Genomic DNA, 14,761 nt, shown 5'->3' on the forward strand with positions numbered 1-14,761 from the left:
GACCGAGCTGCGCCTCCGGCCCACGGGGAACTGAGCGCGGGCGGCCTCGTCCCCCCGCGAGCGCGGCCGGGCGGGGCGGGATCAGCGCCCGGTGGGCGGTTGGCCCGTCAGGTGCTCGGTGACGACGGCGTTGGCACGGCGGGTGAAGTCGAGCAGCAGTCGCGTCTCGGTGTCGTCGTAGTCGGCGATGAGTTCCCGGTAGGCGCTGCTGAGGCTGTCCAGCGCCGCGACGACCCGGTCGTACGGTCCGCCCCGCACGATCTCGACGATCACCCGTCGCCGGTCTGAGGTGTCGCGGCGCCGGGTGACGAAACCGCCCCGCTCCAGGCGGTCCACCGCCGCCGTGATCGCCCCGCCTCGCGACAGGCCGATGCGCTCGGCGAGCTGGCCGGCCGACATGGCGCCCTCCTTGTCGAGCACGCCAAGGCACCCGACGTCGGTGATGCTGATGCCGACGCGGTTGGCCACATCCAGGTGGAAGAGCACGGCGCGCATCGCCTGTTCGCGCAACGCGTCGTACAGGGCGTCGGTGCGCCCGTTCTCGGTCTGGCCGCTGTCCGGGACCATACCCCTCCTTTGTCTCTATATTAGAGATGCTCTACTTTCGTGCTTCTCGGAGTGCACCTGTACTGGAGGATGGATCATGTCAGACACCGCAATACCGTCGTCGCCGCCGCGCGGCCGGTGGGCCGCGTTCGCGGTCGTCCTCGTCGCGGTCTTCATGGACCTCGTGGACGGCACGATGGTGAGCGTGGCCCTGCCCCGCGTCCAGGCCGACCTCCAGGCGACGGACGCGGAGGTCCAGTGGATCGTCGCCGCCTACCTGTTGGCCTTCGCGTTGGGCATGATCCCCGGCGGACGCCTGGGGGACGTCCACGGGCGCCGGCGCGTCTTCCTCGTCGGCACCGCCCTGTTCGTGCTCTCCTCGGTCGTGTGCGGCGCGGCGGCGTCCGGTGGCGTCCTGGTCGCCGGCAGGGTCGCGCAGGGGTTGGGCGCGGCGCTGATGGTCCCGCAGGCGATGGCGCTGATCGTGCAGGTCTTCGGACCGCAGGAGCGACCCCGCGCCTTCGTCCTGTACGGAGCGGTGCTCAGCCTCGCCAACGTCGGAGGGCCACTCCTCGGGGCGCTGTTCCTGCACGTCGACCCGCTCGGCCTGGGGTGGAGGGGGTTGTTCTACGTCAACGTGCCCATCGGGCTGCTCGCCCTCCTCGGAGCGCTCCGCTGGATGCCGGAGTCGCGGTCCTCCGAGGTGCGACGCGTCGACCTGCTCGGGCTCGCCCTCCTCGTGGCCGCCACCTCGGCGGTGATGGTGCCGCTCGTGCAGGGGCGTGAGGCCGGCTGGCCCTGGTGGACGGTGGCCCTCGCGGTCGTGGCGGTGCCCCTGTTCGCCGCCTTCCACCGCAGCCAGCGGCGGCGAGGTCTCGGTGAGGACGCGCTGGTGCCGCCCGCGCTGCTGCGGCGCCGTTCCTTCACGGTCGGACTCGTCGTGATGTTCGCCGTCTATTCGGTCCTCTCCTCCCTGTTCGTCGTCCTGCACTACGCGCTCCAACTCGGCCTGGGCTGGACGCCGATGGGCGCCGCCCTGGTCGTCGTCGGGTTCCCCCTGGGAGTCCTCGCGACGACCAGCATCGCCCAGCGGTTCGCCCAGGTCGCCGGACGTCGACTGGTCCAGGTCGGGCTGTCGGTCATCTGCCTCGCCACCGCCGGGCTGGCACTGGCGCTCGGGGACGTGGCCCGCTCCGGCGCGGCCTGGACCATCGCCCTGCCGATCGCGGTGATGGGCCTGGGAATGGGGCTGTGCGTCTCGATCCTCACCAGCATCGCGCTCGTCGAGGTGCCCGCCCGCCACGCCGGAGCCGGCTCCGGCGTGGCGAACGCGGTGTTGCAGTGCGGAGGTGCCTTCGGGGTGGCGGTGGTCGGCACCCTCTACTTCGGACTCCTGACCGCTGGCGGCTCCGCGCCCGCCTCCGACCACCTGGGTGCGGCCGCCGCCGCGCTCGGGTACCACCTGGTCGTCCTGGTGGTCTCGCTCGCGCTGACCCCGTTCCTGCCGCGTTCCGCGGTGTCCTCGGCCGGCGGGGCGGGGGAGGAGGCGGTACCCGTGGGGGAGCGCGCCGTGACGCCGTGACCCCCGGGGCGGTACGGGGCGGTGCGTGCCGACCAGCTCCCGCCGGGACCGTCCACCCCGTCCCACCCAACACCAGCCTGTGCTCCGTTCGGACCAGTGGACCGTGGTCCGAACGGAGCCAATTCGTCGTTGATCACGAATTGTCGGACCCGAGAAGCATAATTCGGCGCATCACGGGTACGAAACGAATCGACAGTTCGGCGACCACGATGTCCGGGCTCTTTCCGGGGGTGTCGAAGAACGGCGTAGTCACGGAGGTCACGGTGGGCGGTCTCGTCAACCTCGTTTTCTGGTCCATCACGGGCGGAGTCCTGTTCCTGATGGCGGAGCGGGCCCTCGTGGGCGCGGCCCGTGAGGCCGCCGCTGGGCGGCCGGGAACGGCCTCCGGGGCCGTGACGAACGACATCGCCTCCTCGGACCGCCGGACCGAGGCCCTGCGCGAGCGGGTGCGTCCAGCGGGATCCGCCACCACCACGAGGTCGACGACAGGGGCCTACCGGCCTGTTTCGGCCGCTCGGAGGGGGTCGTCCCGTCCCGGCGGACCCACCAGGGCCCGGCGCCGCCGCGCCACCCCGTCGCGGACCGACGCCCGCACGCTGCTGGCCGTGGAGGCCGGGGTGTCCCGCGAGGCCGCGTGATCCCGTGCCGGGTCCTCCGGCGGAACCGAATCCTGCCGGTCCGTCCCGGCACGAATGATCCGGAACAGACGGTCAGTGCGTTTCCCGGTGAATTCCGGAAAAAGGACGTGCTTTCCCGTGATCCGGTGTGGAAACCATTCTCGCCAACTCCTGCCGTCGTGAGTGGAGATCGACCACGGGCGTTCCATGCGGCGTCCGGGCGTCCTCGGACCCGTGGGTGGGCGGCGCCATCTCCGGTTGGTCGGCGAGCGGCGGCCGTCCAGCTCGTCGGGGAAGCCGGTGCCATCGGCCGGCCCTGCGGGGCCGGGCCGGGAACACCGGGAACACCCCGCCCGCGTGCCCGTGCCCGTCGCCGAGGTCGGGCCCGCCCGCGGCGGGTCAGTCCCCGACCAGCAGGTGCGCCAACTGCTGGGCGTTCGTGTGGGCGTAGTCGGCGTAGCAGTTGTTCATCACGACATGGGTGCGGTCCGCCCGCTGGGCGAGGTCGGTGATGCGGGGCGCCCACTCGGCCAGCTCCGGGCCGCTGTAGTGGTAGCCGAACCGTTCCTGGACGTTCCCGCTGGTCCATCCCTCCGAGTGGCCGTGGAACCGGACGACCGCGAGGCCGGCGGTGGCCGCCAGCACCGGCGGGATCGAGTTCGGGTAGCCCTGCGGCATGTCCACGCACACGTAGGGCAGCGCGTTGTCGGTCAGGAAGTCCAGGGTTTCCCGCTGGTTGTCCGCCGACATCCACGTGTGGTTGCGGAACTCGACGCAGACCGGGACCGGTGCGCACCGGCGCTGGCACTCGAGGAGGTACTGCTTGTTCCGGCGGCCGATGGGGAACCACTGGGGGAACTGGAAGAGCAGTCCGCCCAGCTTCCCCGCGTCGAGCAGTGGGGTCAGGGCCGACAGGAACCGTTCCCACACCGCCTCCACGAGTCCGGGGTCGGCGTCGCGCTGGTAGAGGTTCTTCGACCCCTCGGGCCGCAGGTCCTTCGGCAGGGCGGAGGGCCGGGTCGGGTGGTGGGTGAGCAGGGAGAAGGCCTTGACGGTGAACGTGAAGTCGGCGGGAGTGCGGAGCGCCCACAGCCGGGCGGTGTTCTCGGCCGGCGAGGCGTAGTAGGTCGAGTCGACCTCCACCAGCGGGAACCGCGTGGCGTAGTAGCGGAGCCGGTCCTCCGCCGTTCGGACCTCCGGCGGGTACCAGTCGGTGGCCAGCAGGGTGGGATCGGTCCACCCCGCCGTGCCCACCAGGATCTCGCCCACGACCCGAACGGTAGTCCCGGGCTCCCGGGGCGGCAGCCCAGCGATCGCTGACCAGCTTGAACGGGCCGCCGCCTGCCGGGCGCCGTGCTCCCGCCCGGTTCGGGCCCGGCGGCGCACCCGGCGACCTGGGCGTGCCGGTGCCCGGCCAGGCTCCGTGAGGCCGCTCCAACCCGCTCCGGGAGGGCCGACCCGGCCGGTCAGGACCGTGCTGCCGGCGGAGGGCCGGGCGGCGGGTGCCACCGCCGCCGCACCGGCACCGGCGAGGGGCCGGGGACCGGCCCCGACCCCACCGCGTCGCGGGCTCGGTCTGGCAGACTGGTTGACTGAGTGGTAACCGTTTCCAGGTTCGGGCGGCTGAGCGGTTCGCGAGGGTCACGGTCCTCCCCGGCGCCCTCCGGCGGGCACCGCGACCGGACACGACGAGGTGAGGGTTCTTCGTGCGACACACCCCGACGACAACGTCAGACACCCCGCGAGGGGCGCGGTCCGCGTCGATGGGGGGCACGCGGTGAGCGGGCCCGACCACCGCCGACGGGCGCTCGTGGTGCGGGGCGGGTGGCCCGGGCACGAGCCGCGAGCCGCCACCGACCTCTTCCTGCCGGTGCTGCGGGACCACGGTTTCGCCGTCGAGATCAGCGAGTCCCTCGACGTCTACACCGACGACGAGCGGATGGCGGGCACCGACCTGGTGGTGCAGTGCTGGACGATGGGCGAGGCCACCGAGGACCAGGTCCGGGGCCTGTGCGAGGCCGTTCGCGCCGGAACCGGACTCGCCGGCTGGCACGGGGGGATCATCGACGCCTTCCGGGGCAGCATCGACTACCAGCGGCTGACCGGTGGGCAGTTCCTGTGGCACGCCCCGGGGCTGACCGACTTCGAGGTGACCGTGCGACCCGACCGCGCCCGGCATCCCGTCGTCACCGGTCACCACCGCGTGAGCCTGCACTCCGAGCAGTACTGGGTCGCCACCGACTCCCACAACGAGGTGCTCGCCGAGACCGTGCTGCCCGCCGGGCCCGACACCCCGTGGGACCAGCCGGTCACGATGCCCGCGATCTGGACCCGCACGTGGGGGAGGGGCCGCGTCTTCGTCTCCACGCTCGGCCACCACCTACCGGACCTGACCAACCCAGCCGTACGAGAGATCACGGGAAGGGGGCTGCTGTGGGCCGCCCGCTGAACATCGGCATCATCGGAGCCGGCACGATCAGCCGCCGGTACGCGCGCACCATCGCCGACCGCCCCGAGCTGCACCTGACGGCCGTCGCCGACCTCGTCGAGGACCGGGCGACCGAGCTCGCCGCCGCCTACCCGCCCGCCACCGCGCGGAGCGTGGGCGAGTTGCTGAGCAGCGACGACGTGGACGTGGTGGTCAACCTGACCATCCCCGCCGCGCACACCGGGGTCAGCATGGCCGCGCTCCGGGCGGGCAAACACGTCTACGTGGAGAAGCCGCTCGCCCTGGACGTGGCCGAGGCGGGGGCCGTGCTGGACTTCGCGGAGGGCCGGGGGCTGCGGGTCGCCTGCGCGCCGGACACCGTGCTGGGCACCGGGTTCCAGACCGCGCGCCACCTGCTGGACGCCGGGGCCGTCGGCGACGCCGTCGCCGCCACCGCCTTCTGGACCTCGCCCGGGCACGAGACCTGGCACCACGACCCCGCCTTCTACTACCAGCCCGGCGCCGGTCCCCTCCTCGACATGGGCCCCTACTACCTCACCGCGCTGATCAGCCTCCTCGGTCCGGTGGAGCAGGTCTTCGGAGCGGGAAGCCGGGCCGCCGACACCCGCACCGTGGGCAGCGGCCCGAGGCAGGGGCAGCGCGTCCCTGTCGAGGTGGACACCCACGTCTCCGCGCTGCTGCGCCACGAGTCCGGCCTGGTCAGCACCCTGATGGTGAGCTTCGACGTCGCCGCGTCCCGGCTGCCGAGGATCGAGGTGTACGGCACGGCCGGAACCCTGTCCGTCCCCGACCCGAACGCCTTCGACGGCACCTGCGACTTGTGGCGGCCGGGGTCGGACGGCTGGGTCGAGCAGCAGCCGTTGGCAGGTGCGCCGGACACCGAGCGAGGCTACGGGCTGGTCGACCTCGCCGACGCGCTCGCCCACGACCGCGAACACCGGGCCAGCGGCCGGCTCGCGCTGCACGTCCTCGACGTCATGCGCTCGGTGCTCACCTCGAACGAGACCCGATCGGGGGTCCGGGTGGGGAGCACCTGCTCCCGACCCCCGGCGCTCCCGCTCCCGACCTCGGCAGGCGGCGGACTCGTCGGAACGGCCTGACCGGGGCTCGCGGGGCGGTCAGCCGGGCAACTGGCCGCCCCGCGACGCCACGGTGCGCCTCGGGTCCAGCGCGAAGGAGAAGGGCGCGTCGCGGTCACAGGTCAACCGTCCGTCCACCACCCGGAGTTCGGCCACCTGCACCCGGGCCCGGGGCCCGCCACCCGGCTCGGTGAAGTACACCAGGAAGGCCCGTTCCCCCTGCGTGATCGCGAACGCGTGGTGGCCCACGGCGTCGTCGCCGTCCCGCACCCCCGGCCGGTCCAGGATCGGCTCGTCCTGGCGTTCCCACGCCGTGAGGTCACGCGACCGGTAGACGGACAGGCCGGACCAGAAGTCGTTGACCATCCAGTGGCTGCCGGCGAACGAGAAGACGGTGGGCCCCTCCTGCGGGCGGTCGGTGATCACCGGGCCGACCGTCGTCCACGCGTACAGGTCCGGCGAGTCGGCCGCGTGGATGTGGCTGTCGTCCGCCTCGTCCTTGAACCACATGCGCCAGCCGCCTCCCGGGAGCGGGGCGACGGCGGCGTCGATCACCCTCCTGCTGGACAGGTCGAGCTCCGAACGGAACTCCCAGGTCCACAGGTCCGATGACGTGTAGTGCAGGATCAGCCGTTCGCCGACCCAGTCCGTGGGTACGCCCCGGACGTAGGAGACGAACATGTGGTAGCGGCCCTCGTGCCAGACCACCTCGGGTGCCCAGTAGGTGTTGCGCCCCCGTTCGAAGGCCAGCCCCTCCGCGACGCCCCGGTACAGCCAGGTCGCGCCCCCGTCCGAACTGGTCGCCACCCCGATGTCCGTGCCGTGCACCCACGCGAAGCCCTCCACGTCCGCGGTGGCCCGCCGCTGCGTGTAGAACATCCACCACTCCCCGGTCGCCCGGTGGTGGATCAGGGTGGGATCGGTGGCGCCGTCGTACACCGGGTCCCGGTACAGCGGAGCCCGGACGACATCGTCCCCGTCGGGCGTGCTTCCGATGCTCACGTCGAGATCCCTCCCCGTTCCGGGTCATCGTGACCCTCTGCCCGTACCCGGTTGCCGGGCGGCCGGCGGCCCACCCGGCCCGTTCTCGCGGGCGGACGGGTGTCGGCGTCACCCTAGGCGGTCGTCCCCGGTCACCCCGGAACCGCGGCGCCGACTACCGAGGCCGGCCGCCCCGCCAGCCCCGTCCGGGCACACGGGGCACCCAAAGCCCGCTGACCAGGGCGTTCGACGACACGGCGGCCGGGCCGTGCGGCGAGCACCGGCAGAACGGACCGCGCGCCCCCCGTCCCCGCGCCTCCAGCGGACGTCGCGGATTGGCCGGGAAGGGCCAGACATCCGATGACAGGTCGGCGACGGCGGGAGAACCACCCATACTCGGTCGACCAGACCCCGCGAACGACGCCCCGAGCCAGCAGTGCGGACATCCACGGCCGTACCGGCGGGGCCGTCGTCTGCAGTCCCGGCCCCGTGCGCCGAGGGCGGCGGGAAGGGAAGCCAGGAAGGACAACACCATGCGCAGACGTTGGCCTCTCGCCATCGCCGGGGCGGCCGCGGTCGCGATGGCCGGGTGCGGGTCGTCGCAGGGCAGCGGCGACGGGGACGTCACCCTCCGCTTCGTCTACTGGGGCAACGACGACCGTGCCCAGGCCACCACCGAGGCGATCGCCCTGTTCGAGGAGCGGCACCCGAACATCAGGGTGGAGAGCTCCTTCTCGTCCTTCGAGAACCACTTCCAGAAGCTGTCCACCGAGGTCGCCGGGGGCAACGCCCCGGACGTCGTCCAGATGGACTACCGGTACCTGCGGGAGTACGCCGACCGGGGAGTGCTGCTCGACCTCGCCAGCGGCGAGGCGGGCGAGAACCTCGGCACCGAGGACATCCCCGACGAGCTGCTGGCCTCGGGACAGCTGGACGGCAAGCTCTTCGGCATCCCCATGGCGCAGAACACCCAGGTCCTCATCTACGACACCGAGCTGTGGGAGGACGCCGGGGTCACACCCGAGGACGGCTGGACCTGGGAGGACTTCCAGGCCGGCGCCCTGGCGATCAGCGAGAGCAGCGACGCGGAGCCCTCCGTGTTCGGTACCTCCGACTTCGGCGGCGCCGAGGACTGGTTCGAGGTGTGGCTGCGGCAGCAGGGCAAGGAGCTGTTCACCGACGACGGGCAGATCGGCTACGACGGCGAGGACCTCGCCCAGTTCTGGGAGCTCGCCGCGGAGTTCCGCGAGTCCGGGGCGTCCACCCCGCCGGAGATCAGCACCGGCATGGACGGCTCGATCGCCACCAGCCCGATGGGCAAGAACCGGTCCGCCTCGGAGTTCGGTTACGACAGCGGGTTCACCTCCTACGAGCAGACCCTGGGGCGCCCGATGGGGCTGGCTCCGTTCCCCTCCTCCGGTGACGAGCTGGGCCAGTACGCGAAGCCGTCGATGCTGGCCTCGGTGGCCGCGAACACCGACCACCCCGCCGAAGCGGCGCTGTTCGTGGACTTCATGATCAACGACGTCGACGCGGGCCTGATCCAGGGCACCACGCGCGGAATGCCGGTGAACACCGAGGTGCGCGAGGCCGTGGGCGGTGAGTTGGAGGGAGCCGAACTCGCGGTGTTCACCTTCGAGGAGGAGATCGCCGACCAGCTCGCCACCGCGCCCCCGCCGCCCCCGCCGGGAGAGGGCGCCGTCAAGCGGGACTTCCAGCGGGTCAACGACGACGTCGCCTTCGGCCGGCTCACCATCGAGGAGGGCGTCGAGCGCTTCCTCACCGACGCCAAGCGACAACTGGGCGGCTGACGACCCCACCGGTCGTGGCCACCGCCCCGGCTACCGACCCGCCCGGGGACACCCGGGCGGGCCCCACGAGGAAGGACACCGGAATGACCGGCACCGTCGCGGCACGGACCACCTGGTTCACCGAAGCCCGGTTCGGCCTCTTCGTGCACTGGGGCCTCTACTCCCTCGCCGCACGCCACGAGTGGGTCAAACTGCGGGAACACCTCGACGACGAGCACTACGACCGGTACTTCCGCCACTTCCGGGGCGACCGCTTCGACCCGGCTCGCTGGGCTCGGGACGCCCGGCGAGCCGGCATGCGGTACGCCGTGCTGACCAGCAAGCACCACGAGGGCTTCTGCCTGTGGGACTCCGCCCACACCGACTACAAGGTGACGAACACACCCGCCGGCCGTGACGTGCTGGCCGAGTTCGTCGCCGCCTTCCGGGCCGAGGGGCTGCGTGTCGGCTTCTACTACTCGCTGATCGACTGGCACCACCCCGACTACCCCTGGGACGGCATGCACCCCCAGTGGGAACGCGGGGGCGACAACCACGAGGGCGACCTCGGATCCTACGTGGACTACCTGCATGCCCAGGTCAGGGAACTGGTCACCACCCACCGACCGGACGTGCTGTGGTTCGACTTCTCCTTCCCCGGACCGGCCTCCGGTCTGGACAACGGCAAGGGGCGCGACCACTGGCGGTCCGCCGACCTCGTCGCGATGGTGCGGCAACTCGCACCCGAGACCCTCATCAACGACCGCCTCGACCTCCCCGGCTCCGCCGACTTCCTCACCCCCGAGGAACGGTCCCCGCACGACGACCTCGCCGAGCGGGGGCTCCCGTGGGAGACCTGCCGCACCCTCAACGGGTCCTGGGGCTACGCGCCCGGCTTCCAGCAGTGGCTCGACGCCGGCCAGGTGATCCGGGTGCTGGTGGACAGCGTCGCGAAGAACGGCAACCTGCTCCTCAACGTGGGGCCCACCGCTCGCGGCGAGTTCGAACCCCGGGCCCGAACCCTCCTCGCGGAGGTCGGCGACTGGCTGGAGGTCCACGCCGAGGCCATCCACGGCGCCGGGCCGGCCGCGTTCCCCACCCCGGAGGACTGCCGCCTCACCCAACGCGGCGACCGGCTCTACCTCCACCTCTTCGCCTGGCCCTCCGGGCAGGTGGTGTTGCCCGGACTCGCCGGGCACCTCGACTACGCGGCGTTCCTGCACGACGGCGCCGAGGTGGAGTTCACCGAGATCCGCGACTGGCGGCCCGACGTCCCCCACCGGGTGGCTCCCGGGCCGGAGGGCTCCGTGGTGCTGCGGCTGCCCACCCTCCGCCCCGAACCGGAGGTACCCGTCATCGAGCTCGTGCTCGCCAGCCCCGGGCGCTGAGCGGCCCGCCGCGCGCCGGCGGGCGACGGGGGGAGGGCGGTACGGCGTTCCCGCCGCCGACGCACCCGAGCAGCCCGTCAACCGGCGGACAGGCGGGCGGCGAGCACGGCCAGGCGGACCACCTCCCACCGTGGTCGACGCCGTTGGCACCGACCCCTCGCCGGGGCGAGCGGCGGTGGGCCGAGACGAGGTCCGGCGGAGATCCGCCAGGAGGATCCGGGAAGTCCGTGGCGAACCCGCCCCGCCGGACCACGACCCCGGGCACGCAGGGCCGGCGTGGCCCGGTGCGGCGAGGTGCGGCCCGGCACCAGTCGGCCCGCTCCCGCGGCGCCGTCGCGGTGTCGAACACGCCGTGCCCCGAGCGGCCTCGCCATTGCACGGGGCGGCTCCGAGCTCGTCCCGACCGCTCCGGGAGCCGGGGGTGTCCGCTCGGTACGGCCGCGCGCGGCGGCGACCGCCGTGGCCAGCCGGAGGCGGGCGTGGTGCTGGGCCACGACCCGCTCCCGGCCTGGAGGACGCCACCGAGGAGGTCGGCTACGGGCACCGGAGCGCCCCTGCTCCGCCGCTCACCCCGCGCCGTCGCCCAGGGGCACCGCCGCCTCCCCCTCATCCGGCACCCGCAGCTCCCCGGTCTCGGAGTCCACCAGGTAGACCTTCGCCTCCGAGATGTCGAAGTAGAGACCGACGAGCCGCAGCCGCCCCCCGGCGACGGCCTCCCGCACGCACGGGTAGGTCATCAGGTTCGCCAACTGCTGGACGACGTTGCGCACGGCCAGTGACCGCTGGCACGCCGGTTCCGGTTCCGTCGGGTCGTTGGTCGGCGCCGACGGCGGGGTAACGACCAGCGGCTCGGCGTGCGCGAGCCAGGTCGAGAGGTGGCTGTCCCCCTCGGTCCCACCCCGCGCGACCGCCGTCATCGCCCCGCAGTGCGAGTGCCCGCAGACCGTGATCGAGTCGACGGCCAGGGCCTGCACCGCGTACTCGACGGCGGCCCCGACCGAGGCGTCCCCGGGAGCGCCGCACGGCGGCACCAGGTTGCCCACGTTCCGGACCGTGAACAGGTCGCCCGGGCCACTCGTGGTGATCACGTTCGGCACGACCCGGGAGTCGGCGCAGCAGAGGAAGAGCTGGCTGGGACGTTGACCGTTGGCCGCCAACTCGGCCAGGTAGGGGCGGACGAGGGGAGCGGAGCGCCGTTCGAACTCCCGCATGCCCAGGATCATCGGGTCCTCCCCGCGTTCCCGTTGCCGGGGGATCGCCGAGCGGGCCGGGTGCTGCCAGTGGCGCCAGGAGGCGAGCCACTGCGGCACCACGTGCACGGGACTCTTGCGACGCCGGGGCCGCGCCCCGTCGGTGACGTGCTGGTACCACACGCCGGTGGTCTCCTCGACCCGGACCGTTCCACCCTGGCGCTCGTACTCCCGCCGCCACTCGTGCAGGGCGTCGAAGGCGGCGTGGTCCATGAAGTCGATGTGGAGCTCGACCATGACCGAGCCGCCAGGAGGGATGGATCGCAAGCGCTCGGTCAACCCGGCGGCCCCGAGGAACACCATCGACCCCTGGACCCGCACCAGCCATTCCCCCGGGGCCCGCTCGCGGACCTCCACCCGCTGGTGCGCGAGGCGGTAGAGGCTGACGAGCACCGCCACCGCGATCCCGAGCAGCACGCCGTAGAGCAGGTCGATGAACACCACGCCGAGCATGGTGGTGGCGTACACGGGGAACTCCCGGTGCCTCCACAGCATCCGGATCTGCGCGACGTTCACGAGTTTGGCGCCGACGACGACCAGGACGGCCGCGAGCGCCGCCATCGGGATCAGTTCGAGCGTGTCCGCCAGGAACAGGACGAGGGCACCGATCCACACCCCGTGCATCACCGCCGAGGCCCGGGTCCGCGCTCCGGCCGCCACGTTCGTGGTGCTCCGGACGATGACCTGGGTGACCGGCAACCCGCCGAGCGAACCCGAGACCACGTTCGCGGTGCCCTGCGCGACGAGTTCCTTGTTGAGGTTCGCCCGTGGCCCGGAGTGCATCCGGTCGACCGCGACGGCGGCCAGCAGCGACTCCACGCTGGCGACGAGCGCCAGGGTGAGCACCGCCAGGACGATGGCACCGACCGGGCCGGTCGGCACCTCCGGCAGCGCGAGCTCGCCGAGGGGGTCCTCCGGGAGCGTGACCCGGTCGACATCGAGGTTGAGCCCCCAGGCCGTGATCGTGGCCCCCACCACCGCCACCAACGCCGCCGGCACCGCCTTCACCCGCCGAAGTCGTGGCCAACCCAGCATGAGACCGATGGTGAGACCGCCGACGACGACCGTGGGCAGGTGCGCGTTGGCGAGGTTCGAGGCGAGGGCGCGCAGGTTGTCGAGGGCGCCGGTCCGCGCTTCGGCCCCGAGAACGAGCTGGAACTGGCCGATCAGGATCGTGATGCCGATACCGGCGAGCATCCCGTGCACCACCGCCGGTGAGAGCGCCAGCGCGACCCCCGCCACGCGGCTCAGCCCGAGCACCACCTGGACGATGCCTGCGGCGACCACGATCCCGGTGGTGGCGGCCCAGCCGAACTGTTCGATGAACCCGGCCACGATCACGACCAGGCCGGCGGCTGGCCCGCTCACCCCGAGCGGAGCTCCGCTGAGCGCACCGCCCACGATGCCGCCGACGACGGCGGCGACCAGGCCGGCCATGAGCGGCGCGCCGGTGGCGACGGCGATGCCCAACGACAGGGGGAGCGCCACCAGGAAGACGACCAGGGATGCCGGGAGGTCGTGCCGCGCCAGTGACGACAGCCGGCCGGGTGGGCGGGTCTCCGGCGGGTCGACCGCGGTGTGTTCCCCGCCGTGCGGGTGGGACTCGTCGCGTTTCTGCATGGAGACGTCCTTCGGTTGTCGTCACCGCGTGGGTTTGGTCCGACACGCGGAGTGGTCGTCGTGGGAGGCGCGGCGTCGACCGCCGTGCGGGTCGCGCGGCGGCGCGGTCGTGGTGGTCGGGTGGGTCCCTCCCGCTCGACGGCGGGCGTGGAGGGGGAGGCCGGTGCCGCCCGGGTCTCGGGCGGGCGCGGAAGGTCCGGCCCTGTCGAACCGGCGTCGGTGCCGGCGGAGGTCCTGGTGGTGCCGAGCGGCCCGGTCGGTGCCCAGGAGCCCGCGAGGGCCCGTCAGTCCACCGGTCCGCCTAACCGGCAGCCGGGAGGTCTGGGGGAGTGGCGACGGGCGAGCGCGCTCCTCATGGTCACCTCCACTGCTCCAGCGGCACGAAGGAGTGAGTCCAACTGCCGCCACCGGCTGGTTACATCTTGACCAAATAGGGCCTAAAAGACAAAACGAATCAACCAGTCGGGTTAAGGATTGTTCGTCGGATGCACAGCGTGCTGGCGCAACCCGAACGCGCGACTCACGTCCTACCAGTGAGGATGAGTAGCCGAGCGGGTCACCTGCCCCAAGGCTGACCTGGTCCGGTGGGTCATGCGCCCGACGGCTGGCCGGCCCCGACCCGCGACAGCCGCCCGGCCGGCCGGACCGCGAACGCGACTGAACGGGAGCGATGCTGGTGGCAGTGGTGAGCGAGATGCTTGACGCCGTCGCCGACCTGCCCAGGCCCGCCGTCATCGTGGCCGCCGGTCTGCTCGTCCTCGCGGAGTGCACCCTCGGACTCGGTTTCCTCGTGCCCGGCGAGACCGGCCTGCTGGTGGCCTCCACGACCGCTCGCGACGCCTGGACCTTCGTGGTCCTCTGCCTCGTGGTCACCGCCTGCGCCGCCACCGGGGACTCCATCGGCTACTGGCTGGGTCGGCGCTACGGGGTTCGGCTCCGGGAGAGCCGCCTGGTGCGCCGCGTCGGCCTCCAACACTGGGACCGTGCGGCCGAACTGCTCCGGCGCCACGGCGGTGGAGCGGTGTTCGCCGCCCGTTTCCTCCCCGTGGTGCGCACCCTCACCCCGGCCTCGGCCGGCGCCGCGGGGCTCCCGTACGCGCGGTTCCTGCCCGCGTCGATCTCCGGCGCCGCCTGCTGGGCACTCCTGCACGTCTCGATCGGCGCCGCCGCCGGCGCCTCCGCCGAGTACCTCGAACGCAAACTCGGCGTCACGAGCTGGTTCGTCTTCGGCGCGATCGTGCTCGCCGCGGTGGTCGTCACCATCGTCAGGAAGCGCCGGAGCGCGGCGCGGGAACGCCTCCCCGGACCCGACGCGGCGGGGGCGGTGCTGGTGGGGGACCGGGCAGCCGTGGTCCCAACCCCCGGCCGGGTCCGGGAGCACACCCCGAGCGAACCGGACGACACCGCCCCCCGCGCATGAGCCCGACCGGCGGCGGGCCCCGGCCACGGGGGTGGACCC

General features: G+C 72.8%; 11 protein-coding genes. 7 read left to right on the forward strand and 4 right to left on the reverse strand.

From position 1 onward, the window contains the following. Nucleotides 1–81: 81 nt before the first annotated feature. Nucleotides 82–567, reverse strand: a complete 486-nt coding sequence (locus ACTIDRAF_RS0216600; RefSeq protein ID WP_016699849.1) for a MarR family winged helix-turn-helix transcriptional regulator — start codon at nucleotides 565–567, stop codon at nucleotides 82–84. 76 nt (nucleotides 568–643) lie between these two features. On the opposite strand from ACTIDRAF_RS0216600, the gene ACTIDRAF_RS29340 reads away from it, so the two are divergent. Then, entirely contained in the window at nucleotides 644–2,128 is a 1,485-nt protein-coding gene (locus ACTIDRAF_RS29340) for an MFS transporter (protein ID WP_016699850.1), read from the forward strand. A 209-nt stretch (nucleotides 2,129–2,337) separates the two neighbouring features. Then, nucleotides 2,338–2,766: a hypothetical protein gene (locus tag ACTIDRAF_RS0216615; protein WP_016699851.1), complete on the forward strand. Its 429-nt coding sequence runs from the start codon at nucleotides 2,338–2,340 to the stop codon at nucleotides 2,764–2,766. 378 nt (nucleotides 2,767–3,144) lie between these two features. On the opposite strand, the gene ACTIDRAF_RS0216620 is transcribed toward ACTIDRAF_RS0216615, so the two are convergent. Continuing rightward, nucleotides 3,145–4,014, reverse strand: a complete 870-nt coding sequence (locus tag ACTIDRAF_RS0216620; protein ID WP_016699852.1) for a DUF72 domain-containing protein — start codon at nucleotides 4,012–4,014, stop codon at nucleotides 3,145–3,147. 508 nt (nucleotides 4,015–4,522) lie between these two features. Here ACTIDRAF_RS0216620 and ACTIDRAF_RS0216625 point away from each other — a divergent pair. Both ACTIDRAF_RS0216625 and ACTIDRAF_RS29345 read left to right on the forward strand, forming a co-directional pair. Next, a complete protein-coding gene (locus ACTIDRAF_RS0216625; protein ID WP_016699853.1) occupies nucleotides 4,523–5,194 on the forward strand; it encodes a ThuA domain-containing protein in 672 nt (223 codons plus the stop codon). After that, entirely contained in the window at nucleotides 5,179–6,294 is a 1,116-nt protein-coding gene (locus tag ACTIDRAF_RS29345) for a Gfo/Idh/MocA family protein (RefSeq protein WP_016699854.1), read from the forward strand. The genes ACTIDRAF_RS0216625 and ACTIDRAF_RS29345 overlap by 16 nt, the downstream gene beginning before the upstream one ends. An 18-nt stretch (nucleotides 6,295–6,312) precedes the next feature. On the opposite strand, the gene ACTIDRAF_RS0216635 is transcribed toward ACTIDRAF_RS29345, so the two are convergent. Beyond that, nucleotides 6,313–7,275, reverse strand: a complete 963-nt coding sequence (locus ACTIDRAF_RS0216635; protein WP_016699855.1) for a glycoside hydrolase family protein — start codon at nucleotides 7,273–7,275, stop codon at nucleotides 6,313–6,315. A 512-nt stretch (nucleotides 7,276–7,787) separates the two neighbouring features. Here ACTIDRAF_RS0216635 and ACTIDRAF_RS0216640 point away from each other — a divergent pair. Together ACTIDRAF_RS0216640 and ACTIDRAF_RS0216645 are read left to right on the forward strand one after the other, a co-directional pair. Further along, nucleotides 7,788–9,065 carry an ABC transporter substrate-binding protein gene (locus ACTIDRAF_RS0216640; RefSeq protein ID WP_016699856.1) on the forward strand — a complete coding sequence of 426 codons (1,278 nt, stop codon included), beginning with the start codon at nucleotides 7,788–7,790 and terminating at the stop codon, nucleotides 9,063–9,065. An 83-nt stretch (nucleotides 9,066–9,148) separates the two neighbouring features. Then, nucleotides 9,149–10,432, forward strand: a complete 1,284-nt coding sequence (locus ACTIDRAF_RS0216645; protein WP_016699857.1) for an alpha-L-fucosidase — start codon at nucleotides 9,149–9,151, stop codon at nucleotides 10,430–10,432. 566 nt (nucleotides 10,433–10,998) lie between these two features. On the opposite strand, the gene ACTIDRAF_RS0216650 is transcribed toward ACTIDRAF_RS0216645, so the two are convergent. Further along, complete coding sequence (locus ACTIDRAF_RS0216650) at nucleotides 10,999–13,302, reverse strand: SulP family inorganic anion transporter (protein ID WP_016699858.1); 2,304 nt, start codon at nucleotides 13,300–13,302, stop codon at nucleotides 10,999–11,001. 694 nt (nucleotides 13,303–13,996) lie between these two features. Here ACTIDRAF_RS0216650 and ACTIDRAF_RS0216655 point away from each other — a divergent pair. After that, the gene (locus ACTIDRAF_RS0216655; protein WP_342626689.1) at nucleotides 13,997–14,722 is read left to right on the forward strand and encodes a DedA family protein; all 726 of its coding nucleotides are present in this window, start codon (nucleotides 13,997–13,999) and stop codon (nucleotides 14,720–14,722) included. Nucleotides 14,723–14,761 lie beyond the last annotated feature (39 nt).

The sequence above is a fragment of the Actinoalloteichus spitiensis RMV-1378 genome (assembly GCF_000239155.1).
Classification (GTDB): domain Bacteria; phylum Actinomycetota; class Actinomycetes; order Mycobacteriales; family Pseudonocardiaceae; genus Actinoalloteichus_B; species Actinoalloteichus_B spitiensis.